We start from the raw sequence: 25702 nt of genomic DNA on the forward strand, positions 1-25702 counted from the left end.
TCGCGCTCCTTGTCGGCATTGGGGCGGATAAGCAGGCTGTCCAAGGGCTGGTCTTTATATAAATTGAAATCTTCTTCCATGCAGTCGTCCAAGGAGCGGTACGGGCTGTGGGGCGGATTCATGCCCACCATAATGAAGAACGGTTTCTTCGGGTCGCGCACATTGCCTTCGTTCTTCAGATAAGAGACCACCATAGCCGCTTCGTGCAGCGGTGACCACTCCTTCGGGTCGTGGCGGTTTCCCTCCGTGTCCCAATAATGAGGATCCTTATGCACATCGAACGTTCCGTAAGAATACCAGTAGTTGAAACCGTGGCGCCGCTCTCTCGGCGTATAGGCATCCCATGCCGGCACACGGTCTTCCACGTAGTGTCCGGGGCGTTGCGGGTCGTTCGGCATCGGATAGTCGGCGTGCAGCTTACCGAAGTAGGCACAGTCATAGCCCGACTTGCTGAAAACATCACCGATACACTCTACGTCTTCACGCAACGAACTGATGGGACGGCTCGAATTGCAGTTCAAGGGGACGCCACTCTTATTGGGATACATACCCGTCAGCAACATTCCCCGGTGAGGGCTACTCAGCGGACAATTGCTCTGGGCAGAACTCAGCACCAACGCTTCGCGTGCAAAACCGTTCAGATTTGGCGTATGCACCGGATCGTTGCGGAAGTTCACCTTATCGCGGAAACCTTCTTCTCCCCAAAAACCCATCGCCTGGTTGCGATACTGATCGGGAAAGACGTAAATGATGTTTGGAAGTTGTGCCTGCTCTTCCTGCTGAGTTTTGCAGCCTTGCAGGGCTAACAGGCTTACACTTCCTAAAAACAAACTAAACCGATTCATCATAATCTATTCCGTTCTTTACTACTCAGAAAAGTTTCTTACCGGCTTCCAAATCCCTCTTACGCATGATCCCTTCCAAGAAATAATAGTCAGCATAGTTCAGCGGAACATCAATTTCCGCATTGTGAGGAATGCTACCTACGGAGTGCATCAGGATGAAGTTTCCGTTCGTTCCCACCTCGGCACGGTAGGCAGGAGAGCCAAGGCTTCCCATAATCTTGTCAGCAGTCGCTTTGTAATTCTTGTCGGGGAGGTAGGTGCTCAGCTCATAGAGTGCCGAAGCCGTACAGGCAGCCGAAGAGGCGTCACGCGGTTCGTCGGGCTTGTTCGGAGCATCATAGTCCCAATAAGGCACAAGGTCTTCCGGCAGATTAGGATTGTTGAAGATGAAGTCGTGAACTTTTACAGCCATATCCAGATATTTCGGATCGCGAGTATAACGGTAGCACATGGTATATCCGTAAAGTGCCCATGCCTGTCCGCGTGCCCAAGAGGATTCGTCGGCATAACCTTGCGCGGTCTGTCTGCTGCGCACTTCACCGGTTTCAGGATCATAGTCCACTACATGATAGCAGCTGTTGTTGTCGCGGAAGTGGTTCTTCATCGTAGTGTCGGCATGCTTCACTGCTATATTATAATAGGTGGAATCGCCCGAAAGTCTGGAAGCTTCAAACATCAGTTCCAAGTTCATCATGTTATCTATGATCACGGGGCACTTCCAGCCACGACGTGCCTGCCAGCCCTTGTCGGCATCCCAAGATTGCAGGACACCTGCCGCCGGGCGGAAACGGGTGGAAAGAGACTTTGCCGTCTGGATGATGACAGGTTTATACTCTTCTTTGTTTGCAAAACGGTATCCGTTCAGATAGCTGCTACCGATCATAAAGCCTACGTCATGATGCCACGTGAGGTACTTCACAGAATCGAGAGCTTCAGTATACTTCTGAGCCAAAGGCAACCATTTGTCGTCACCCGTCAGCTTGTACATGTACCAAATGTTACCAGGGAAAAATCCGGAGCACCAGTCATCAATAGCTACATACAGAATGCTGCCGTCTGCATTGATTGTCCGCGGATTCAGTATTCTTCCCGACTTTTCAATAATATCGGTCTGAATGGTTTCCTGTGCCACTGCATTCTCAATATTCTCTTGAATAAAATCAGTCTCAGGCTTGCTCTTCTGTCCCGTACAACTTGCCAAAACGAAAAGAGATACTCCCAATGTAGTTAGGATTGTTTTCATAATAATGATTTGTTTATTAGAGTTTCACATTCTTTCGTCAGCAAATATAGCATAGTTTTAAAGAAAACACCCTCACAAATCATACACTAAAAGGGTAAAATTGATACATTTGCACATAAACTGCATATTTTGTACTTTTTAATCATATAAAAGAACATGACTCTACAAGATTTTTTCAAAAATGACCGCTTTGCCACAAACGCCGGCGTCGAGTTGCTGGAAATGGCAGAAGGGTATGGCAAAGCACGGCTCGTCGTAACAGAGGCACATCTCAATGCCGGACATCGCACGCAAGGAGGCGCCCTCTTCACCCTTGCCGACCTGGCACTTGCCGCAGCAGCCAACTCGCATGGTACACTGGCGTTCTCCTTATCATCCAACATTACCTTTCTGCGTGCCAGCGGTCCGGGTGATACATTGTATGCCGAAGCACACGAACGATACGTCGGACGAACTACCGGACACTATCAGGTAGACATTACCAATCAGGACGGAGTACTGATCGCCACATTCGAATCGAGCGTATTCAGAAAAGGAGACCCGTTACCTTTAAAGAGTGACGGGTGAGTGACAATTTATAGCTCCTAACTCCCTCATTTTCTCTCTACGACAGAGGTCATCGGGTAACGGTTTCCTTCCACACTTGTCAGAAACGCCTTTGCCGAACCGAAATTGAGGTACATATCCAAACGTATAGGCAAGTGATTCCGGTCATCAGAGACAAAGAAAGTGATCACCTCCTTCTCTTTTCCTTTCTTATACTCCACGAAAGAGAAGACCAGGCAGCGATAGGTGACATCGTTGTTCGCTTTCACATTCTCTTTTCCGCGATAGATCAAGGTCTGCTCTTCTACTCTGCGACCGGTAGCCATAGGAAACTGTATGCGACTACCCACGGTGTAATCATCGGGATTGTAGGAGCGTGCCTGCCCCAAAATACTCAGCATGTCGAAGATGCAGCGTGAGTCGCTGTACTCCATTTCTTGCGCTGGACGGTCTCTCCACGTACGTCTCTGCTTGACGTTGGCTACCCCATCCTTATAGGAAAACCAAGCTTCGTCTACCGTGTAACGGCTCCCCTCTTCCGCTGCCTTGCGAAAATAGAGCGGCTCCAACTTCTCGCTGACGTAGCAAGTCAACGTATCGCGCATCTTGAAGAAGAAATCCGCCTTCTTGCTTCCTCCCGAAAGCAGATTGAAGCAGTAGGCAGGCTGCGACCGATAGGTAGCGGCCTCTGTTGTCAGATGTGCCAGCCCCACCTTTTTCCATATGAATTTCCAGTTGAAGTACAGGTCATACTTTACGCTTTCGCCTGCCTGAAAAGCGGTGTTCTGAGCCGTACATTGGGCACGGGCGGGAAGGGCAACGGCAAACAGCAAGATAAACAGCACTCCCCACAACCATCCGCGCTTACTGGCGATTGCGGTTGTTGCGATTATTATTCTTCTTGTCTTCATCTGGTTTCTGTTTTTTAAGTTCGTCCGGCTTCTGTTTATCCAGCGGTTTTTCTTTGATACCCCAAGTTTGGGTCAGTTCAAAGTTTGCCTTCAGTTCTATGACCTGAGGATAATAGAAGACCTCTTCCGGCTGCCGCTTCTCTTTATAATTTCCAGGGTCCCATACTCCGTTTCCATTGGCATCATTGATGAGACGCGCACTATACTTACCGGGATTCAGGAAGTAGAAGTCCGCCTTTCCGTCAACAACCGGCACCGTACGCACCACCTTGTCCTGCCCATCCAGTAGTTCTACGAATGCCAGCGAATCTGCACCGCTCACGTTATAGAAAATCTGCCCGTATTCTTCGAGTTTCTTCACCTTGAAATCTTTCTTCACCTTGTCGGTGAACAGACCATATATTCCATAGAATGCTACCGAATCGACCTCGAGGCTGTAACTCTCGCCCGGCTCCCAGTCTGCATAGACATTATAGCGCAGCAGATTGAGCGAATCGGGAAGGAAGTCGAAAGCGACATCTTTCCAAAGCGTGTCCACCTTCTGCCTGAGATGAATGGCATCACTTGACGCACTTGCCAAAGGTTCTTTGAAAGTGAACGAAATGTAGTCGTAGACATCCATCGAACCGGGCGCATATACCTCCACAGGCAGGAAAACGGTTGGCTCCACATACTCCTTACCCTCTTTTTCTGCTTTCTTGCGGGCCTTTTCCAGTTCTTTCTCTCTCTTCTCGCGTTCTTTTTCCAACTCTTTTTCTGATTTAGGCCTGAGTTTGGAAACTAGTTTCAACGTGTCCGTGCGAGGAACCAGTTGGTTGAGCGTATCGGTGTAGAGGTAAGAAAGGCTCATCTTCAGTGTATCTATCTCGTAAACCAACGAATCCCTTATCCAATAGGTCAACGTATCTATGCGCCCGGTGGGCATCTCCACGATGAAAGCATCGGTTTCATCGAAGTTCAGTCCCTTCAGTAAGGGCAACGAATCTGCAGTGGCAGAAAAGTAAAAAGAGAATTTACGCGGTTCGGGACGTTCGCTCTTGATGAGCCGTTGCGAGTAAGTGCGTTCCTTGAAGCAACGCAAGATGACATTGTCCGGCAAGAAGTGGGTATAGTTCACCTGCCTGATTGTATCCACGGTCAACGAGTCTTTCCAAACAGTATCGGCACGCAAACGCTGCTCCATCGAGGGGATGATCAACGAGTCTTCGAAAGCAATGACTTCGGTGGGTTGGCTGTAACAAAAGTTCTGATCGGCATCCTGCAATCCGAAGATATGATACTTACCGGAAGCTACACCACGGATGATGAAGCGACCACGACTATCGGTACGCCCCACCCTGTCGAAAGGCTTCGTAGTGAAAGCGGAGTCAGCCAAGTCGGAATGCAGCCCCACCAGCATGCCTTTCACCGGCTCCAGATTAGCCGCATTCAGCACGATGCCCGAAAGTGTCATCGAATCGAGCTGCGTACCGGTAGAAAAGGTAAATCCAAAATCGAGCAATGGATTACCCTCATTGTTGTCCTGTATGGCGTCCGAGAAATCTATCGTATAGGTTGTATTGGGCTTGAGCGTATCTTGCAAGTTGATAACGACTTTCTTCCCATTCGCCTTTATTTCGGGCTGCTGCACCTGAGGCGGGGAGATCACGATTTTCTCGCCCGGCTTCTCCAGCTTGATAAACTCGTCAAATTCAATAACCACCTTCTTCTGGCTGTTATTAAGGGCACCCGGCGCAGGATTACTCCCCACAAAACGGGGAGGTGTTTCATCGTAGGCGCCACCATCCGGACGACCTATACTGGCGCAGGAATAAAGCCCGGCAACAACTGCTGCCGCAATAGCCAAATGTCTGAAAAAAGGTTTCATAAATGAATATTCGTTACGTAACATGTTGCAAAAATAAATGTTATCCATCAATATATAGTATGCTTTACGGTATTTTAATCAAAAATAGGGTTCATCCGATATTTCAAGTGATACGGCAACCTATCATACAGCGGGCTGAAAGCCCAACAACCTGACAGTCCTGGGAATACTTTGAAAATCCATGATGGTATGTTTACCCATTGCATGTGGCACATATCGGGGATGCTTGAGCCTCTTCAGAGATCGTGATAGGTACAGCCCAACAAAGAACTGAATTTCACTCAGAAAAAACAGCAGAACTGAAGCAGAAAACGGACAAAAAACAGCGAAAAACGACTGAAAAATGCGTTGCAAAATTAGCCAAAACACACTGGTAAACAAGCATTTCATGCAACATCCTTGAAACAAGCAACACAAACACATCCATCTATAATAAAAAAGAAAAAGCGGAAAATACCGTGAACGACCGGAACGTCCCGTTTGCTCCTCCGCCCCTCCACGTCCCGACAATCACTCCCTATGGAACGAACGCCTGCAACGCAGAGAGCCGTAGTACGGGTAAAAAGCCGCCGAGTTTGCTGCCACATCCCCTGGGGTTTGTCGGAACATTGCCCCGCATTTGTCTAGAAAACCCCAGGGGAATCGGACACAAAGCCCGGGACAATCCGACAATCCGGAATTGGGAATTTAGAGAGTTGTTCTGCTTCATAGCTTCTTCGTACAGAGGTACTTTTGTACGGAGAAGGAACGGAGCTGATACGGAGCAAAGCGTCCCTGATATATCTCCGATCCGGATTTGATCCGAATCAATTCCGTCAACAGGTATACTCCGAAAATCTTTACCAGCAAGTTCGGACAGGCAAATGATGTATAAAACATAGTTAAAAATGAACCTTTCAGGAAACTAATCTGTTCTAAAATAGATAATTTTGTACTCAGGAAACTGAGAGAGTGCTTTCAGTTTCCGTTTTTGTTAACCGATACCTTCGCTATGACAACACAGAAAGCCTTTATTCATCAAAATGAAAAAATAAACCAAAAGACAGAGAATAATTACGAGTATGAAGAGTAGATTGATTTTATTGGCATGTTGTTGCCTGTCACTGTTCGGTTGCGGACAAGGTGACAAGACTACGGGCAAGGCACCCGAATTTGCAGTAATTACGGTGAACACCACCACTGCTAATCTGACAAATAGTTATCCGGCAACCATCAAAGGCAAACAAGATGTGGAAATCCGTCCTATGGTGAGCGGTTTCATCACCAAGTTGCATGTGGACGAAGGTTCCGTAGTCCGGAAGGGGCAAGTGTTGTTCAGTATCGACCCTGTGCAATATCAGGCTGCCGTAAATTCGGCAAAGGCAGCTGTCGAAACTGCAAAAGCAGCTGTAAACACTCAGGAACTCACCGTAAAAAACAAACGCGAACTGAACCAGAAGAACATCATCAGCAATTATGACCTGCAAATGGCAGAAAACCAACTGGCACAAGTGAAAGCACAACTGGCGCAGGCAGAAGCACAACTGGTGAACGCGAAAAACAATCTGTCCTACACCAGCGTAACCAGCCCCAGCGATGGCATAGTAGGTACAATCCCTTACCGGGTAGGTAGCCTCGTCAGTCCCTCCGTTGCCACTCCGCTGACTACCGTTGCCGATATTTCCGAGATGTTCGCTTACTTCTCTATGACCGAAAGGCAATTACTGGCAATGATCAACGAAGGTGGAAGCATCAAAGAGATTCTGGACAAGATGCCTTCCGTGCATCTGCAACTCATTGACGGAACCATATATGCCGACAGCGGACGTGTAGAAACCATCAGTGGCGTCATCGACCAAGCAACAGGTTCGGTCAACATGCGTGCCCTCTTCCCCAACCAGCGCAACATCCTGCGCAGTGGTGGTACGGGTAACGTCATATTCCAGAACCCGATGCAGAACGTAATCATGATTCCCCAGTCGGCTACCACCGAAATACAGGACAAGAAATTCGTATTCGTCGTGCAAGAAGACAACACTCTGAAGAACACAGAAGTACAGGTGTTTAAGCTGAACGACGGCAAATATTACTACGTGACCAATGGTTTGAAAGCGGGTGACAAAATAGTGATGGAAGGCGTGCAGAACCTGAGAGCCGGAGTTACCATCACTCCGATTACCCCTGCCGAGAAAGAGGCGGAATACAAAAAGGCGCTGCAAGACCAGAAAGACGGTAACATCCAAACTGCGTTTCAATGAAGAATGAACTCCGGTTCTTCGAATCTTTAATTCTTTAATTTTTCAGGAAATGAAATTAGATAGATTTATTAATCGTCCGGTGCTGTCTACGGTTATCTCCGTGCTGATAGTGATTTTGGGATTTATCGGCCTTGCTACTCTGCCCATCACCCAATATCCGGACATCGCCCCTCCTACTGTTTCGGTGCGCGCTACTTATACGGGTGCCAATGCCCAAACGGTATTGAACTCTGTTATCGCCCCTCTGGAAGACCAGATCAACGGTGTGGAGAACATGATGTATATGACTTCCAATGCCTCTAACAACGGCTCTGCCGATATCTCCATCTACTTCAAGCAGGGAACGGACCCGGATATGGCTGCCGTCAACGTACAGAACCGCGTATCTATGGCACAAGGTCTGTTGCCCGCCGAAGTGACCAAAGTCGGTGTGACCACTCAGAAGCGGCAGACTTCCATGTTGATGGTATTCTCTATTTATGACGAGAGCGACCAGTACGACATCGAGTTTATCGAGAACTATGCCAACATCAACCTCGTGCCTGAGGTGAAACGTATAGCCGGTGTGGGCGATGCGATGGTGTTGGGTACGGACTACTCCATGCGCATCTGGCTGAAGCCTGATATCATGGCGCAATACAAGCTGATTCCGAGTGACATAGCAGGCGTTTTGGCAGAGCAGAACATCGAAGCCGCTCCAGGACAGTTTGGTGAACGCGGTAATCAGACATTCCAATACACGATACGTTACAAAGGACGTCTGCAACAGGCAGAAGAGTTTGAAAACATCGTCATCAAGGCACAGGAAAACGGAGAGATACTCCGCCTGAAGGACGTTGCCGACATTGAGTTGGGACGTCTGACCTATGGTTTCAACAACACGGTTAACGGACACAAGGCAGTCAGTTGTATCGTATTCCAGATGGCAGGTAGTAACGCCACGCAAACTATCAGCGACTTGGAAGATTTACTGGGCGATTACTCCGAGAAACTGCCTTCCGGCTTGAAGGTCAACATTGCACAGAGTGCCAACGACTTCCTGTTCGCCTCTATCCATGAGGTTATCAAAACTCTGATCGAAGCATTCATCCTGGTGTTCATCGTCGTATATGTCTTCTTGCAGGACATGCGTTCTACGCTAATTCCGGCAATCGCCATTCCGGTGGCACTGGTTGCCACGTTCTTCGTATTGAAACTGATCGGTTTCAGTATCAACCTGCTGACCCTTTCGGCAATGGTGCTTGCCATCGCCATAGTGGTGGACGATGCCATCGTCGTCGTCGAGGGTGTGCATGCCAAATTAGACCAGGGATACAAGTCGGCACGCCTCGCCTCCATCGACGCGATGAGCGAATTGGGCGGTGCCATCATCTCCATCACACTGGTCATGATGTCTGTATTTATCCCGGTGAGCTTCATGGGTGGTACGGCAGGTACATTCTACCGCCAGTTCGGTATGACCATGGCAATCGCTATCGGCTTCTCCGCATTGAACGCACTGACGCTAAGTCCGGCATTGTGTGCCATCTTCCTGAAACCCCACGAAGAACATGGAGAGAAGAAATCGACCTTCGTCAGCCGCTTCCACACGGGCTTCAACGTGGCCTACGACAAATTGCTGAAGAAATATAAAAGCCATGTGCTTTTCTTCATCCAAAAGAAATGGCTGTCCTTCGGGCTTGTAGCCGCCTCCATCGTGCTGCTGGTCTTTTTCATGAAAATTACGCCTACCGGCATGGTACCGAACGAGGATACGGGTAGTATCATGGGTGTTGTGACCCTGCCACCGGGTACCTCACAGGAACGTGCTCAGGAAATACTGAACCGTGTAGACAGCCTGGTAGCCGCCGAACCCGCCGTGGCTTCCCGTACGGTAATCTCCGGTTATAGCTTTATCGGCGGTCAGGGACCTTCCTACGGTTCTCTGATTATCAAATTGAAGAATTGGGAAGACCGCTCCATGATGCAAAACTCCAACATCGTCTACATCACGCTCTTCATGCGTGCACAAAAGATCATCAAGGAAGCTCAGGTATTGTTCTTTGCTCCCCCTATGATTCCGGGTTACTCTGCCTCCAGCGATATCGAGCTGAACATGCAAGATAAGACCGGTGGCGACCTGAACCACTTCTACGATGTAGTGAACAGCTACATTGCCGCATTGGAACAGCGCCCGGAAATCAACTCCGCAAAGACAAGTTTCAACCCGAACTTCCCGCAATATATGCTGGATATCGATGCAGCCGCCTGTAAGAAAGCAGGTATCAGCCCAAGCGACATCCTCAGCACCATGCAGGGATACTTCGGTGGTTTGTATGCTTCAAACTTCAACAGTTTCGGTAAGATGTACCGTGTGATGATTCAGGCAGAGCCTCAGGCAACCAAGAATCTGGAGTCGCTGTCAAGCATCAAGATACGCAACGGCAGTCAGATGGCTCCTATCACGCAGTTCGTTTCCATCAAGAAGGTATATGGTCCCGACATCATCAGCCGTTTCAATCTGTACACCTCTATGAAAGTGATGGTAGCACCGGCTTCCGGCTACACTTCCGGTCAGGCACTGGCAGCCATCTCCGAAGTAGCCAAAGAGAATCTGCCGACCGGCTTTGCCTACGAACTCGGCGGTATGGCACGAGAAGAGGCTGAAAGCAGCGGAAGCACCACCGGACTGATCTTCGTGCTCTGCTTCGTGTTCGTTTACCTGTTGCTGAGTGCACAGTACGAAAGTTACATCCTGCCGCTTGCCGTGTTGCTCTCCATCCCGTTTGGTCTGTTGGGTAGCTTCCTGTTCGTCAACGGCATAGGTGCCATCGGTAACATATCCGTACTGAAAATGATCATGGGATCCATGTCGAACGACATCTATATGCAGATTGCATTAATCATGTTGATGGGTCTGTTGGCAAAGAACGCCATCCTGATTATTGAGTTCGCCCTCGACCGTCGCAAGATGGGTATGAGCATCACATGGGCTGCCGTATTGGGTGCCGCCGCCCGTTTGCGTCCTATCCTGATGACCTCGTTGGCAATGATTGTCGGTCTGATTCCGTTGATGTTGGCTTCCGGTGCCGGTGCCAATGGTAACCGCACGTTGGGAACCTCGGCAATCGGCGGTATGTTGATCGGTATGATCTTGCAGATCTTTGTCGTGCCTGCGTTGTTCGTGGCATTCCAATACCTGCAAGAGAAAGTGAAACCGATGGAATGGGCCGATGTAAACAATTCGGATGCAGAACCGGAGATTGAACAATATACGAAATAATTCAATGAAGCATAAGGCAAGAAGGTAAGTCATCGCCCACCACAGATTACGCAGATTAGCACGGAAATTCCTTTAGATTTTCATCAATCAATTCAAGCGACCTGCAATAATCTGAGTAATCTGTGATAAAGGGAACATTGCCCGCGCTTTATTAAAACAACAGAATATGAAGAAACAAATCATCACACTGATGTGTGCAACTGCCTTGCTGAGCAGTTGCCACATCTATAAAGCATACGACAGACCCGAAGATATCATGGTAAACGGGTTGTATCGCGACACAGCAGACGTAGCAGAGAATGCTTTTGCCTCCGATACAGCCAACTTCGGCAATCTGCCCTGGAGAGAGGTTTTTACCGACCCGCAGCTGCAATCGCTCATCGAACTGGCTCTCGCCCAGAATCCCGACCTGCGCAGCGCAGCACTGAATGTGAAAAAGGCCGAAGCAGCCCTCATGTCCGCCCGACTGGCATACGCCCCCACACTGGCATTGTCTCCGCAAGGAACTGTAAGCAGCTGGGACAAAGGGAAAGCCACGCAGACCTATTCACTTCCCGTAACTGCAAGTTGGCAAGTCGACCTGTTCGGTCAGATACTGAATCCGAAACGTGCGGCAAAGGTATCGCTGAAACAGACTCAGTATTATGAACAAGCCGTGCAGACACAGGTGATTGCCAATGTAGCCAATATGTACTACACGTTGCTGATGCTCGACCGCCAGTTGCAAATCACGGAGGCAACCGCCGAAATCCTGAAAAAGAACGTAGAAACTGTGGAAGCCATGAAAGATGCAGGCATCTACAACACGACTTCCGCCGGAGTAGAACAGACCCGCGCCGCTTATGCCCAAGTACTGTCATCCCTGCCCGGTATCCGCCAAAGCATCCGTGAAACAGAGAATGCCTTGTGCCTGATGCTGCATCAGCCTGCACAGAGCATCAAACGCAGTGTATTGGAAGAGCAACAACTACCGGCTGAATTGTCTGCCGGCGTTCCGTTGCAGTTATTATCCAACCGCCCCGACGTGAAAGCAGCCGAAATGTCACTTGCCGCCAGTTACTACAACACGAACAGCGCACGTGCCGCCTTCTATCCGCAGATCACCATCAACGGTTCGGCAGGCTGGACCAATAGCAGCGGCATGGGTATTGTAAATCCCGGCAAACTGTTGGCTTCCGCCATCGGTTCGCTGACGCAGCCTTTGTTCTACCGCGGTGCCAACATCGCCCGCCTGAAACAAGCCAAGGCACAGGAAGAGCAAGCCAAGATCCAGTTTCAGACCGCACTGCTGAATGCCGGAAATGAGGTAAGCAATGCGCTGTACCAGTATCAGACGACTACAGAAAAGGCTGTATCTCGCAGCATTCAAGTAAAATCAGCCCGCAAGGCAGCAGAAGATACAAAAGAATTGTTTAACTTAGGCACGTCAACGTATCTCGAGGTATTGTCTGCCGAACAGTCTTATCTTAGCGCCCAGACTTCTGAGGTATCCGACACCTTCGAACGCTTGCAGGCTGTCATCAGCTTGTATCAGGCACTCGGAGGAGGAAGAGAATAAGGGAAACGTAGAACGATGAATGAAGATATATTATGATTAGTCCATTAGCATTTGTAGATTCTGCCGCAAAGCTCGGCAAGAATGTAACGGTTCAGCCTTTCGCTTACATCGAAGGTGACGTGGAAATTGGCGACGACTGCACAATCATGTCCGGTGCACGTATCCTTGCGGGCACCCGCATGGGCCAAGGCAACAAAGTGCATCATGGCGCCGTACTGGGCACTACCCCGCAAGATTTCCACTACACTGGCGAGAATAGCCTGCTGATCATTGGTGACAGAAATGATATCCGGGAAAACGTAGTCGTAAGCCGCGCTACCCACGAAAGCGACGCAACCCGCATCGGTAATGACAACTATCTCATGGACGGCGTACATCTCTGCCACGACGTGCAGATTGGCAACCACTGTGTGATAGGTCTCAAAACCATTCTGGCAGGCGAGTGTCACGTAAACGACTACACCATCCTGAGCAGCAACGTCATCCTGCAACAGAAATGCCATGTGGGAAGCTGGGTACTGATACAGTCCGGTTGCCGCATCGCCAAAGATGTTCCGCCATACGTCATCATGAACGGTAATCCGGCAGAGTATCATGGCATCAATGCCGTTGTGTTGCAGAACCAGCATCAAGTAACGGAACGTATCTTGCGCCACATCGTAAATGCTTACCGCCTGATCTACCAAGGTAATTTCAGCATACACGATGCCTTGCAGAAGATTGAGGACCAGGTTCCGATGAGTGACGAAATACGGAATATCATCCATTTCATACAGGAATCAAAAGGAATTGTAAGGTAGGAAAAAGAGACGCAAGAAAAGAGAAGAGAAGAAAAGAGAATGATTAAGACAAAGCGATATGAATCGCCATGCGGCATATTGTTGCTTGGTTCATACGAAGATAAGCTGTGCTTGTGTGACTGGCAGACAGAGAAGCATCACGACTATGTGAGCAGGCGCCTGAAACGGATTCTGCAAACCGATTTTAAAGAAGGAACATCGGAAGTTATCGAAAGAACCGTATGTCAACTCGATGATTTCTTCGCCGGAAAACGCAAGGAATTTGATGTGCCGCTACTGTTCGTGGGTACGGACTTCCAGAAAACAGTGTGGAACGAACTGCTGAAGATACCTTTCGGCACAACGGTTTCCTACGGAGAGATGGCACGGAGAATCGGGATGCCCAAAGCCGTCCGCGCGGTGGCCAATGCCAACGGAGCGAACGCGATATCCATTTTAGCTCCCTGCCACCGGGTCATCGGCAGCGACCATTCACTGACCGGCTACGGGGGCGGACTGGATGTCAAACGGGCGTTATTGGAATTGGAAGGCATTTTATGCCATTGAATATGATTCCGTACGAACACAAGGATCAAAAGACAGATAAAAAGAGAATCGCACGAATGAAAAAGAATGATTCGCAGACGCTTAGCGGGCAGAATACGGTCTATACGGTCTTGTTGACCATCGGATTTGCCCACTTGCTCAACGATATGATGCAGTCGGTCATCCCGGCAGTCTATCCGTTACTGAAAGAGAAATTTGATTTCTCGTTCGTTCAGATTGGGGTGATTACATTGGTATTCCAAATAACTTCGTCCCTTTTGCAACCCGTTGCCGGACGTCTTGCTGACAAGCATCCGGCCCCTTATTCACTTGCCGTGGGAATGGGGTTCACGCTTGTCGGGCTGCTGGCTCTTGCTGCAGCTCCTTCCTTTGGTTGGATTTTAGCTGCGGTGGGACTGATCGGTTGCGGTTCGTCGGTTTTTCATCCCGAATCGTCGCGTGTGGCACAATTGGCTTCGGGAGGGCGCAAAGGGCTTGCCCAGTCTATCTTTCAGGTAGGAGGAAATGCCGGAAGTGCTATGGGACCACTGCTTGCCGCACTTGTCGTCATTCCGTTCGGGCAGGGCGCTATCGGCTGGTTTGCGCTGACGGCACTACTGGCCATATTCGTCCTTGTCCGCATAGGCAACTGGTATAAAGGCCAATTGTATGCCGCTGCTCGAAACCGTGCAGCCTCAACAGCAGCCGTCGCTTCCCGCTTCTCAAAACGAACAGTACATACAGCACTATTCATTCTGGGGATATTGGTCTTCTCCAAATATTTCTACATCGCTTCGATGACCAACTACTTCACATTCTTCCTGATGGACAAGTTCGCCATGTCGGTGCAAGGGGCACAATATTGCCTTTTCGCATTCCTTGCCGCTTCGGCAGTGGGAACGTTTTTCGGCGGACCGCTGGGCGACCGCATCGGGCGCAAGTACGTCATTTGGGGTTCTATACTTGGTGCTGCTCCTTTCACATTGTGCCTTCCCTACGTGGGACAGACGGCAACGATCCTGCTGGCAATCCTTATCGGCCTCATCATCTCATCGGCTTTCTCGGCCATTTTGGTGTATGCCACAGACCTGATGCCCGATAAGGTAGGTATGATTGCCGGAGTATTTTTCGGATTGATGTTTGGTCTGGGAGGCCTGGGTTCGGCCTTCTTCGGCTGGCTGGCGGACAAGACAAGCATACAGTTCATCTTCCAGATCAGTACTTTGCTCCCCTTGTTGGGCGTAATCACCGGATTCTTGCCGAATATAGAGCCGAGACAGAGAACAAGATGATTAAATATTGGATAGGGATATACACTTGATAATTATTCTACAAATAGACCTGCATGCTCAGAAATTTCATGAATAAAAATCTGTCCCGATCTTTTATAATAAAAGAAAGGCAACTCTTCTTCTCCGTTACTAAGATTTCGAAGCCAATATAATGTATTGGAAGAAACATTTTCAAACAACAAAAAATTCTTATCTGCTACAACCGTATCATGTACTTTCCATCCATGACAATAATAAAGTAGTTGGTAAGTATCTCCTACTACAATCATATTATTCGCATTCCGAGGTAATAGACTTACGTGAGAAATATACACAGGGGTTCCAAAGTCCATCCCCACATAAGAAGCTGGTACATAGGTTTCCCAGTTCCCGTCAAAAGCATTTTCCGGTTTGGACCAATAGTTCAAAATCGTTCCAGCAATTTTAAATAGTTTCTTTTCATTACGATTACTTTTATCAAAACTGAATACCGGTAATGCCGTTGGTGGCAGACAGACATGCCCAGGGCTAAACTCTCCTAAAAACTCCAAATGCGCAATATTAGCGTGACGATAACTGACAGGAGATTCATATTTATAATACCTGTATTTCTTCTCATTATTCAATTCAAACCTCTGCAAATATGGATAGGGTGGTTGTTTCAAGACAAACAAAGTATCAAAAGGCCCCTTTAAACAATTCGATGCGACAATACAACCGCCCTGCATGTTATTCTGTAAGCCTTTCATTTCCCTCTTTTCCGGATATTTTCGAAACAATATCATCGTTTCTTTTCCATTCTGTTCACCGATCCCATAATAGAACAATCCCGGTACATTTGTACTCCTTGGAGTAACAATAAGCTCTCTATATTTTTCCTTTTTTGTAAAAGGAAGTGGAATATCAACTGTCTGCCTATCTCCAACAAGTATAAAAGGTTCTCCAAATGGTTGAAGAGTCTGACCAACATAATATGCTGGAAAGAATAATGTATTGATAGGAACTTGCTCAAAAACTACTGTACCTTTATTTATCTTCCCCCATGCTACAGGTTGCAATTTATCTCTTGCAAAAAAACATAAATAAGCCAAATGATTGGATGTAAGGCTATCAAAAGGTAGTTTTAATGTCACGGTTTGATGATATCGCCAAGTAACATCATGTATCAAAGCGGAATTCAATGTTTTTGGAACATATTCACTCTCAGATGCAATAAAAGAGGGTGATTGTTTATTCACTCCAAATGAAAGCCTGAATACTTTACCTGCATATTGTAATGCACGTCCCCAATCCTCCAACAAATTATTGTCAGGTACCGTATAAGGCACTACTATCCCATTAGAATCAGGAGAGGCACACCAATAGTGACGTCTGATTCGGTCACGGTATTGAGGTGTATATTCCAGCACAACCGGCACTCCATTAGCCCTGAAAATGTCGCATGTCCATGTCGTTATATTAAAACAGTCTTTCTTGAATTTCGGCATCAGAAGGTCATACATTCCTAAATGCATGTTATTCTTGATACGCCCGTTTAACCAACGCATTTTTTCCACGTATGTTTTAAATTGTCCTATTGAGGTACGAATATTCTCACTTTCAATTGTCTCTCTCCAAAATTGCCGCATACACATTCCTAACATATCCAAACTCTCTTCTGCCGTACGATAAGGCAAAATAAACTCCTTGAAATCTTCAAAGGAAAGTTTCTTCAATAAAGGATTCTTTCTAAACTGTTCAAAACATGCATCAATATGTTCTTTCAGAAAGTCTCCGGATATTTTCTGAATATCATTAGCGAAAGTCCCAACCACTGACGCTGGGAGACTGGCAAATTTCATCGCATAGACATTCCGTATAGAATCATACTGCTGCAATTTGCCATAAGACACATCTTCTGCCGAGAAATTCTTTAATATATTCTGATATTCCAAATTCTCTTGCTGAAAAAACAAGTGGTGTTCATGGGTCGGCATTGTATCTACAGTTGTATTATGATAAGGCATATTTGCCACAAGAAAACAGGCTGCTTCATATTTTTGCTTGTCTTCTTTTCTGTAATACTCCAATAATTCTATTAGCCCACCTTTATTTTCACCAGCCAATGACAATGCAGACTCCACATCTTCCGGATATTTGTTACAAGAAGACATAACGCATATAAACAACAAAAATCTGAGTGCTTTCATCTTTTTATCAAAGGAAACATTAGAGGATACTATCTACATCCTCTAATGTTCCTACTTAATTGATTGATATTTAAGCTCCTAATATATACCAGCTTTAATCATTTTTTCCTTGATGTCTTTAAAGCGAGTACCCAACTTTACAAATTCATATTCTCTATTCATATAATCTGCCTTTTTACTATCTGCAGGAATTGTATATACAACCTTCAACCCAGATAAATCATATTTTACCTTTCTATTAATCTGATAAAGTTCCATTAATTCTTCTTCCGTAAACCAATCAGTAATACAGGGACGTTTCTTTATTGAACTGATATAAATGCGAGAATATAGTATTTTACCGGAAGGGTGTACATAAAGATCTATATCTATATCCAATGTTTGATCATCTACTTCCTGCATTTTTTTCAACTTGGCTTTCCATTTGGGAACAGAAAAGAATACTTGATAAATAGAATCAACATTTCTTGCATATTCTTGATATTCATGAAATCCCTCAAGACATGCCGCTCTTTTGCCAACACAAGGATTTGATTCAAACTTCGGAGTAACTTCTATTCCCCAAAAACGATAAGTTTTATTATTTCGTTTTAAGGTACGTTCCGAATATTCCTCTTTATAATTAAACAATGAATCATTTTGGGCTTTCACATTGCTATTGATGAATCCACAAAACATGATTAATAATAAAATAGTTCTCATAATCATTCTGGTTTATAATTAAACATTTCTTTCAATATTTCCGGAGGAAAATCATCATTATACGTTCCAGATTCTAATGCCCATTCCTCACCAATTAAGCTATATGTATTCAAATCTTCGTCATTTATATAACCTTTCCGCATTATACTCTCTATGAAATTTCTAATATTTTTTTCTAGATTATCAGAACATCCACTTCCCATAGTAGTAGAATCACCTTTTAATAAACACTCCCAATACATAGCCCGCGTAATATCAACAAACAAATATGTTTCCAACTCAATATTAAACTTGTTTTCACACATCACAGCATACGTATAAAAAAGATCCTGATAAGCATGCATCAATTCATGCATCACAGTTTGCTCAGTTATTCCCATAATACTCGCAAATGAAATCTCGTGGGAAACAAAGGCACCAGTATAATTAGGATCTTCCTTAAATTTGATCTTATATCCATTTTTTTCCAAGACTCTCAATAATATTTTTATGTGAGGATATTGAGTTATTATTCCAAAATACTTTTCAAGCTCTTTCTTTAGTTCGTCTGAAAGAGTCGACGATGGATCATAGATTTTACTTAAGCTGGTCGAAGGCTGTGTCGGAGGAATATAACCTCCACCACCCGATGTAGAGCCACCTTCTTCATCCCCGTCTTCTACCCATACACATTCCATCCAACGATCCCTTTCTTCCCATTCGTAAGAACAACTTGTCGTTTCACAATAATCTTCACCATATTCATTAACAGTGCAATACTCTTGGCATGTTTCCACCAAAACTTTATAAATATATTCTTGGCATTCTTGATGTCCTGCCCTTTCACTCCGAGTTGATGCAAAAGATGGTGTGACATCCTGAGTAACTAAATGGGTAATTTTGCCTTTCACATATTTCCAACCATTTACAAAGTTACCATCTAAATCATGATAAATGATGTATCCATCGAAATTCTTATCGCGTTTGAGATAAGAATTATAAAACGACTTAAAGTCCGTCTGTTCCATATACTCAACAGAAGGCATAATGGTCATCGTAAATCCAATCGTTTCATTTGTTTCTTGGTTGGTAAGTACTATAAGGCGGGTTAAAGATCGATTATACCGAGAATTTTGGGTTTCTTCATATTTTTTGTAAGAAGTTTCCGTTGTAAAAGATTTACGTTTGGAGCCCAACATCAAGGCCTCTACCGTTTTGTAACGTCCTTTTTTTCGTTGAAAAGATTCTTCCCATACAGGTTCCATATCTATAGTAGAAAGAGTAACTGTATGGTTGTCTGCTCTGGTTCGGATTTGTTTACGTTGAGAAGCATGTTCTTCATACCAACTTTTAGCTATAGAACGTTCTACAGCCAGAGATGCTTGAGTGTTCTTTGGCGACTGCGGAACGAACTCTTCCCTACAAGCGATAAAAGCACAAACAAGAAAGAAGACCAATAATAATGCTATTAGAAATTTATTTTTCATAAAATCATTTTTCTCTTTGTTTATAAATTAAGTTTCAACTATCAATTTCATTTTCTATCACTACATTTGCATCTCAAAACACCTCCTTTCTTGGGCGTGTGGGACGAATTTAATCCTAACTTCTCACGGACAGGAATTACTTTCGTCCCCCTTTTTAAATTGTTTCTACTTCGATAACATACGTTCCGCTTCATCACAAATCTCATTCAATCTTGCAGAACGTATCTTTATCGGTTTATTTAATATGAGATTTGCCATTTCTTCAGCTTTGATACTTTCTCCCTTATCCTTATACATTTGCATCAAACAATAATAAGGCATGAATTTGTGAGGAATCATGGCAGATGCCTGATACCAGACTTTCTCTGCGTTAAGGAAATCTTCCTGTATGCAATATGCTTTTCCCAACTCCATTAGAGTATGGTATGAAGCGTTTGCCATATACGCTTCTTGTAAAATAGATATAGCCTGTCCGGAATGAAAGCGATTAAGCATGGTACCATAAGAATATAAATAGTAAGGGGTATTTCTCAGCAAGGGATATAAACTCCCCATCTCTTTTATGTCAGATTTCAACAGAGCTACATTCCATCTCTTGCACGTGCGATGATAAAAAAGACACTGATAGCAACTGTTAAATAAAAGAATACATAATAGAATAAGACAACTCCTTCGACATTTCTTGCTAAAAGTAACTTTCAATGCCTTTTTATCATCCAAAATGGTAGTATTAAGAGCCAAGAATAAGACACAGATGACTCTGATCTGATTATGATAAAATGGATATGAAAAACATGCCCATATCCCTAATGCAATAAAAAGACAACGAATGGTTGTCTGCGCGTCTTTTTCAATTGATAAATATTTCTTATTCTGATTACTGAAAAATAGAACTTTTACTAATATAACAAGAAATAGCAAGCCAATGCAGCCCTGCTCTACACTTATCTGCAAGTATTCATTGAATGCATGTCGTGTCTCATCTACCAAATATTTCATATCAACGGGTAAAGAACTTAAAAACCGGGTCTGTAAATCCATATATGAATGGCAGAAATTTCCCACTCCGCAGCCCCAAAGAAATTTATTGTTCCACATATCCATGCATGTCCCCCAAATAAGCAATCGTCCGTCAGCAGAGGCTTGTTTATAAATATACAAGTAATATAATAATGGCACATACAAAGTAAAACATAAGAATATGATTGCAAGCTTCTTTCTTTTTACAAAGTATGAACAAGAACAAAACCAACAAATAACACCGCCTGATACAGCCAACCATGCCGCACGGGAATCACTTTTCCAGACAAAAAATGCCCATAGCAATATCATTATGTAATGGATTACTTTAAACCAACGAGGCAAAGATTTGGAAGTCACACAACATATACCAATAAGCAACATGATAGAACAAAATCCTCCCCATATACCTGTATTAAAGAATGAGCCAAATATTCTCACAACTTTCTCATCCCATTCGTAATAAACTGCCTGGTTATACATGGAATAAATTATTTGTGGTATGCAAACAATGGGAAGAACTGATACGAATATCCACAACTGTTTAAGACTACATAAACGGAAATACAAATATAAAAAGAGCAAAGATATTAGTCTCAATAGATTTTCTCTATCCAAGTCTTCCATCCAAGTTCTCAATATCAAGTACGAGAAATAAACCAATACAATGAAATTCCTTTTACCAATAGTGAAACGCCATTCTTTGTTCAGAATCAATTTAGACAAGAGAAGAAGAGACGAAAAAATAGTAGCATAGAGAACCACCTTAAATTGATAAGGAAATACATGATCGGCAGGAATTATCCATGGAGACAATAATATCAGAAGTATTATACCTCCCAATATATAATCTATTTTTAGAAAGATAGTTCTTGTCATATATTCATAGTATCATTATGGATTAACAATATCATTTCATAACATTCCTTTTTTACAAAAATAGGCAGCAAAATGATAATCCCTTTATAAATTCATATCAAAAGCTTGCATTTTTAAAATAATGTTCATCAAAATATACTATAAATCACATGCATGACTAAATTCCTGCACCTCTTCCTTCTTTTATCATTGCAGCAATGCCATTTCATCCTAATCATCGATAATATCATAAAAACAATAAAAATAAAAGCAATGAAGAGTTAAATGAATGGTTAGTTCCTAAAAGATCTGACGCAACTTTAATCAGTACATATTATCTTTGTATCACTTACCCGTACAGATTATGAGAAAGACAAACAAAAAGCAGAAGAACAGCAAAAGCCAGTTGATGTTACTGATACTCCTTATCGTATGCAGCATCATCACCACTTACCAGACTACCAACTCTAAAGAAGACAGCGCAGCCCACCAGCCCCAAGGGAACATCGCACAAAGTATCCTCCCCTACTCCGATGCCTATATCAAACAAAACACGGCATCCGACACCCCCGAAATCCTGTTGCAACGCACGGGCTATCTCGTATCTTACAACTCCAATACGCGCATCGCCAATTGGGTAGTCTGGAAGTTGACTCCCGGACGCCTGAAAGAAAACACCGGACGCACGGACAACTTCCTCCCCGACCCCGACCTGCCTTCAAGCAAAGCCGTCACTACGCAGGACTATAAGGATAGCGGCTGGGATCGTGGTCATCTCTGCCCGGCAGGAGACAATAAATGGGATCGGAAAGCCATGACCGAAAGTTTCTATATGACCAACATTTGTCCGCAGCACCACAACCTGAACCGAGGAGACTGGAACGAACTGGAACAGAAATGCCGGAAATGGGTCAAAAAAGATAGTTGCCTATACATCGTTGCCGGCCCCATCTTCTACGACCGGAAGCCGCAGACCATAGGCGAACATCGAGTCGCCGTACCGGATGCTTTCTTCAAGGTGATACTCTCATTGCATAAGAAGCCGAAAGCCATCGGCTTTATTTACAAGAATAACGAAGGGAACAATCCGCTGGATGCCTATACGAACACTGTGGATGAAGTGGAACGCATTACCGGAATAGATTTTTTCCCAGCCCTTCCCGACGACGTGGAAAGAGCAGTAGAAGCAAGCTATGATCTGAAAGACTGGAAATGAGCCTACGCTTCCAGCAAAGTATAAGGTCTCAGGTACTTATCGTTGCGTGGGCAATGAGAACTCCTGCCAGTCATATTCGTCTCCGTATTCATCGGCCACGGCTATGCGTATGTTGACGTTGCCTGTCTTTATCTTGTCTCCGGCACTGACGTTGGCTGTATATTTCACTCCATCCTGGGGAGCGATCTGTTCTATCATGACGGAAGGCGAAATGTAGATACGCTTCATCCCTGTAGTTTCGGCTACTACCGGCACTACATTATAGGCAGTATGTTCCCCTTCATTGATTATTTCAAAAATCACCTTGCTGTTTTCACCCGAATTAATGACGTGGTCACGGCTGTCATCAATGAAACGTATGTTCCGTATTCTCAAACGGCCGATAGCAGACGGTTGCCTTTCTTCTTCAGCCTGCCGGGAGTAAGGTAGTGTTCTTTCTATCTGATAGCCATACTCTTCCTGTTTCTTGGGTACCGTAGCAGCATTGGCGATAGCGGCTCCTGCAAGGGTGCCGATAATGGTACCGATAGCAGAACCCCGGTATCCTCCCCGCCATCCTCCGTGGCCTTCACCAATCAGTCCGCCAATGGCACTGCCAACATTACCTCCGATAGCTGCCCCTGCCAGGACTGCATCGGAGTCACCAGCCGCCATCCTATTTGTACCACATCCACAGAAAATAACTGCTGCAGCCAAAAGTCCGATGTAAGATTTTCTCATGTTCATAAGTATTCTCATTTGAAATTAAAAGAATTATATCGGGTCAAACCGGGACTTAACTTTTCCCTGATCTAAAACAAGAAAAACTACTTCCCCTCTCTCACCACACAATACACCGTCCCCCGCTGCACACGTTTCGACCTCACCCCATGCTTTTGCAGTATCCTGCCGAACACGCTCACCCGTTTGGCCGAAATTGGTATGGCACTATGCCGTTGTATCTCTTCCAGTATCTCGGCGGGCGACAACCACTCGCCCGTTTCCTCCTCGCGGGCAGGGCGGAAATAACGGTAGAAAAGTTGCTCTTCGGGAGGAACCTGTTCAAATTCCCGATTGTGCTCTATCATTATCTTCTCGTCGTGCTGGTCGAACCAGTAACGTTCGCCGTGCTCCAATTCATACATGGCTTGGGCGTAGAGTTGGTCGTAGTCGATGGGGCGGGAAGTATCGATGACGCCCGTCACCTCAATGCAAATGAAACGGCGGCTGCCACTGGGGTCGGTGAGCAAATCCTTCTGGTTGCTGGTGGCGATGAACGAGGCGTAACGGCGCATCTCCAGCATGGCATTGGCGTAAGGCTTACGCACGTTCACTACCGGTTTCTGAAGGATATGCTTCAGAAAACCTTGCTGCGTCTGGCTGATTTGGTCAAACTCGTCGATGTTTATCAGCGCGAAGCGGTTCAAATAAAGTTCCGCATCCTTCTTGCGCGAAAAGTCGATGCTGTCCGTATAGTAGGTGCGGATGGCAGGCGGAATGAGGCTGCGGCAAAACGTACTCTTCCGCGTGCCTTGGGCACCGACAAGCAACGGGGATACGCTGTTGGCATATTTCTTGTCCATCCCTCTCCAATGGGAAACCATGTTCAGGAACCAACGATGAAACAACTCCTGCCAGTGTGGGTTACGGCAGGGAACCGTGAGGGCAAGGGCGCGGATACGGTCTCTACCATCCCAACGCGGGAGGTCGTAGAGAAAATCCTCCAAGGGATTGAACACCGGCACGCGGTTGGAATAGACATAACGACTGATGTCGCGATCCCACAGCGGTATACCTTCGGCCTGCGCATCCAGGGCGATGCTGTTCAGTGCACGCTTGTCGACGGGATTGAAACAGAAGCGAAAAGAGTGGCGTTCGCGATATTCCACTTCGCCCACTTGGGTATTGTAGCGGAACTCATAACGCCGTTTCATAAATTCGTCTGTCTGCAACGACAACAGCTGTTCTTTGCCAAGGCTACTTTTACTACCGAAAACACCCGCTTTGCCCTGCTTCCCCAGGCGGCTGTTTTCCATATAAGCATTACGGAAAACCTCCCGGATAAGCATCTCCTTGCGACGCAGATAGTAGTGGTATATAGTGTGACGGACGGCGTCTTCTTCGGGTATGCCGGACAAAAAACAATTAACGGCAAGTTGTGTCAATATGGCTTCTAAATCCTTGACAGGGAGTGCGCCTGCGGCTTCCGCTTCTTCAATTTCCGTATAGGATTTTCTTAAGGACGTCTGAAACAGCATACGGATGGAATCACTGTCGTCCATGCCGGGAACAACACGCGTCAGGGGAGATTTCTCGCTTTGCACAGTTTCCCGGTAGGTCGGTTCGTCGGGCATGGAAGAGGGTTGCGACAGGTAGAACTGCACGGAGTCAGGACGATACAACACCTCCGGGTCGTATGAAAGGCGTGAGAACTGGTCGAGCTTCGGTTCCTTGGGCAGGATATCGAAGGGAAGTTGCGGCTGGTAGCACTTCACCGCAAGGCGGTAGGCATGGGCATGAAATAGTTCAGCTTCTTCTCGGGTATACGGAAGTGTGTTGTCGGGGCGGGTGAATGTAGTCCATATTTTTACCGTTTTCCCGCTGGAACCGATGAAGGCACAACGTGTCTGCGGCATTTCCCATGCACGTTGTTTCACCAAGGCAACTTCCACTTTTCCTGACAATGGACCGACAGTCAGTTCTACGATTCCATTGTATACTTTCAGTTGTCTTCCCTCTTTCCCACGCTTAAATTCAGCGGCAGGAAGAATCTTAGGCAGTTGTCCGATGGCACCGATCCGCTCGTCCGGGAGGACATGCCGCAACTGTTCCCTGAATAGGGAAACGGGAAGTTTAATGTCTTCGGACTGAATCTTCTCAATAAACGTGTCAATGGAAAAGGTTGTGAGTGTTGTATGGCTCTCTTTTTCTCTAAGTTGTGTGATTTTCATGATTGATTTTTCCTTTTTTGTTAGTTTACGTGTTATTTCAAAACAAGAAGCATCGCTTTATGAAGTGCTAAGGTAAACAAATCTACAATAAGATGCAAGATAATTGTTGTTTACTTCTTTACAACACGCCACTTCTCCAAAAAAGACTTCATATTCATATGTTTTCGATGTACCGTTTGAACTAAATCCAATATAGTTATAAACCTGTTGGTTGAATTAAATTAGTGAATATTTTATCTGTCCAATCGGACGGTGA

General features: G+C 45.6%; 18 protein-coding genes. 8 read left to right on the forward strand and 10 right to left on the reverse strand.

Translation table 11 applies throughout. The features are described from left to right. Positions 1 to 848: sulfatase-like hydrolase/transferase (locus QZ323_RS11875; protein ID WP_294634910.1), on the reverse strand; the 848-nt coding region annotated here is incomplete at its 3' end. A 22-nt stretch (positions 849 to 870) separates the two neighbouring features. Continuing rightward, positions 871 to 2088: a glycoside hydrolase family 88 protein gene (locus QZ323_RS11880; RefSeq protein WP_294634911.1), complete on the reverse strand. Its 1218-nt coding sequence runs from the start codon at positions 2086 to 2088 to the stop codon at positions 871 to 873. Positions 2089 to 2244: 156 nt separating this feature from the next. Between QZ323_RS11880 and QZ323_RS11885 the strand changes: the two genes are divergently transcribed. After that, positions 2245 to 2655 (forward strand): hotdog fold thioesterase, encoded by a 411-nt coding sequence (locus QZ323_RS11885; protein ID WP_294634912.1) that lies wholly within the window; start codon positions 2245 to 2247, stop codon positions 2653 to 2655. 26 nt (positions 2656 to 2681) lie between these two features. On the opposite strand, the gene QZ323_RS11890 is transcribed toward QZ323_RS11885, so the two are convergent. Together QZ323_RS11890 and QZ323_RS11895 are read right to left on the reverse strand one after the other, a co-directional pair. Beyond that, the gene (locus QZ323_RS11890) at positions 2682 to 3545 is read right to left on the reverse strand and encodes a DUF3108 domain-containing protein (protein WP_294634913.1); all 864 of its coding nucleotides are present in this window, start codon (positions 3543 to 3545) and stop codon (positions 2682 to 2684) included. Continuing rightward, entirely contained in the window at positions 3499 to 5412 is a 1914-nt protein-coding gene (locus tag QZ323_RS11895; RefSeq protein WP_294634914.1) for an Ig-like domain-containing protein, read from the reverse strand. The genes QZ323_RS11890 and QZ323_RS11895 overlap by 47 nt, the downstream gene beginning before the upstream one ends. Before the next feature lie 1061 nt (positions 5413 to 6473). Here QZ323_RS11895 and QZ323_RS11900 point away from each other — a divergent pair. From QZ323_RS11900 to QZ323_RS11925, 6 genes are all read left to right on the forward strand, one after another. Next, the gene (locus QZ323_RS11900) at positions 6474 to 7649 is read left to right on the forward strand and encodes an efflux RND transporter periplasmic adaptor subunit (protein WP_294634915.1); all 1176 of its coding nucleotides are present in this window, start codon (positions 6474 to 6476) and stop codon (positions 7647 to 7649) included. Positions 7650 to 7698: 49 nt separating this feature from the next. Then, on the forward strand, positions 7699 to 10911 hold the full coding sequence (locus QZ323_RS11905; RefSeq protein WP_294634916.1) for an efflux RND transporter permease subunit: 3213 nt from the start codon (positions 7699 to 7701) through the stop codon (positions 10909 to 10911). A gap of 166 nt (positions 10912 to 11077) precedes the next feature. Beyond that, complete coding sequence (locus QZ323_RS11910) at positions 11078 to 12469, forward strand: TolC family protein (protein WP_294634917.1); 1392 nt, start codon at positions 11078 to 11080, stop codon at positions 12467 to 12469. Between the two features lie 32 nt (positions 12470 to 12501). Further along, positions 12502 to 13269 carry an acyl-ACP--UDP-N-acetylglucosamine O-acyltransferase gene (gene lpxA, locus QZ323_RS11915; RefSeq protein WP_294634918.1) on the forward strand — a complete coding sequence of 256 codons (768 nt, stop codon included), beginning with the start codon at positions 12502 to 12504 and terminating at the stop codon, positions 13267 to 13269. 39 nt (positions 13270 to 13308) lie between these two features. Beyond that, positions 13309 to 13815 (forward strand): methylated-DNA--[protein]-cysteine S-methyltransferase, encoded by a 507-nt coding sequence (locus tag QZ323_RS11920; protein WP_294634919.1) that lies wholly within the window; start codon positions 13309 to 13311, stop codon positions 13813 to 13815. Between the two features lie 56 nt (positions 13816 to 13871). Then, positions 13872 to 15086, forward strand: coding sequence for an MFS transporter (locus tag QZ323_RS11925; protein ID WP_294634920.1), 1215 nt, complete (start codon positions 13872 to 13874; stop codon positions 15084 to 15086). 32 nt (positions 15087 to 15118) lie between these two features. Here QZ323_RS11925 and QZ323_RS11930 read toward each other — a convergent pair whose 3' ends face one another. The 4 genes from QZ323_RS11930 to QZ323_RS11945 form a co-directional block, all read right to left on the reverse strand. After that, positions 15119 to 17254 carry a hypothetical protein gene (locus QZ323_RS11930; RefSeq protein ID WP_294634921.1) on the reverse strand — a complete coding sequence of 712 codons (2136 nt, stop codon included), beginning with the start codon at positions 17252 to 17254 and terminating at the stop codon, positions 15119 to 15121. A gap of 78 nt (positions 17255 to 17332) precedes the next feature. Further along, positions 17333 to 17956, reverse strand: a complete 624-nt coding sequence (locus QZ323_RS11935) for a hypothetical protein (protein ID WP_294634922.1) — start codon at positions 17954 to 17956, stop codon at positions 17333 to 17335. 2 nt (positions 17957 to 17958) lie between these two features. Next, a complete protein-coding gene (locus QZ323_RS11940; protein WP_294634923.1) occupies positions 17959 to 19422 on the reverse strand; it encodes a hypothetical protein in 1464 nt (487 codons plus the stop codon). A gap of 165 nt (positions 19423 to 19587) precedes the next feature. Beyond that, positions 19588 to 20925, reverse strand: coding sequence for an O-antigen ligase family protein (locus QZ323_RS11945; protein WP_294634924.1), 1338 nt, complete (start codon positions 20923 to 20925; stop codon positions 19588 to 19590). Between the two features lie 739 nt (positions 20926 to 21664). Between QZ323_RS11945 and QZ323_RS11950 the strand changes: the two genes are divergently transcribed. Further along, a complete protein-coding gene (locus QZ323_RS11950) occupies positions 21665 to 22516 on the forward strand; it encodes a DNA/RNA non-specific endonuclease (RefSeq protein WP_294634925.1) in 852 nt (283 codons plus the stop codon). 36 nt (positions 22517 to 22552) lie between these two features. Here QZ323_RS11950 and QZ323_RS11955 read toward each other — a convergent pair whose 3' ends face one another. Beyond that, positions 22553 to 23242 carry a glycine zipper family protein gene (locus QZ323_RS11955; protein WP_294634926.1) on the reverse strand — a complete coding sequence of 230 codons (690 nt, stop codon included), beginning with the start codon at positions 23240 to 23242 and terminating at the stop codon, positions 22553 to 22555. An 80-nt stretch (positions 23243 to 23322) separates the two neighbouring features. After that, the gene (locus QZ323_RS11960; RefSeq protein ID WP_294634927.1) at positions 23323 to 25446 is read right to left on the reverse strand and encodes a BT4734/BF3469 family protein; all 2124 of its coding nucleotides are present in this window, start codon (positions 25444 to 25446) and stop codon (positions 23323 to 23325) included. Between the last annotated feature and the right edge of the window lie 256 nt (positions 25447 to 25702).

The organism is uncultured Bacteroides sp., assembly GCF_910585845.1.
In the GTDB taxonomy this organism is placed as follows: domain Bacteria; phylum Bacteroidota; class Bacteroidia; order Bacteroidales; family Bacteroidaceae; genus Bacteroides.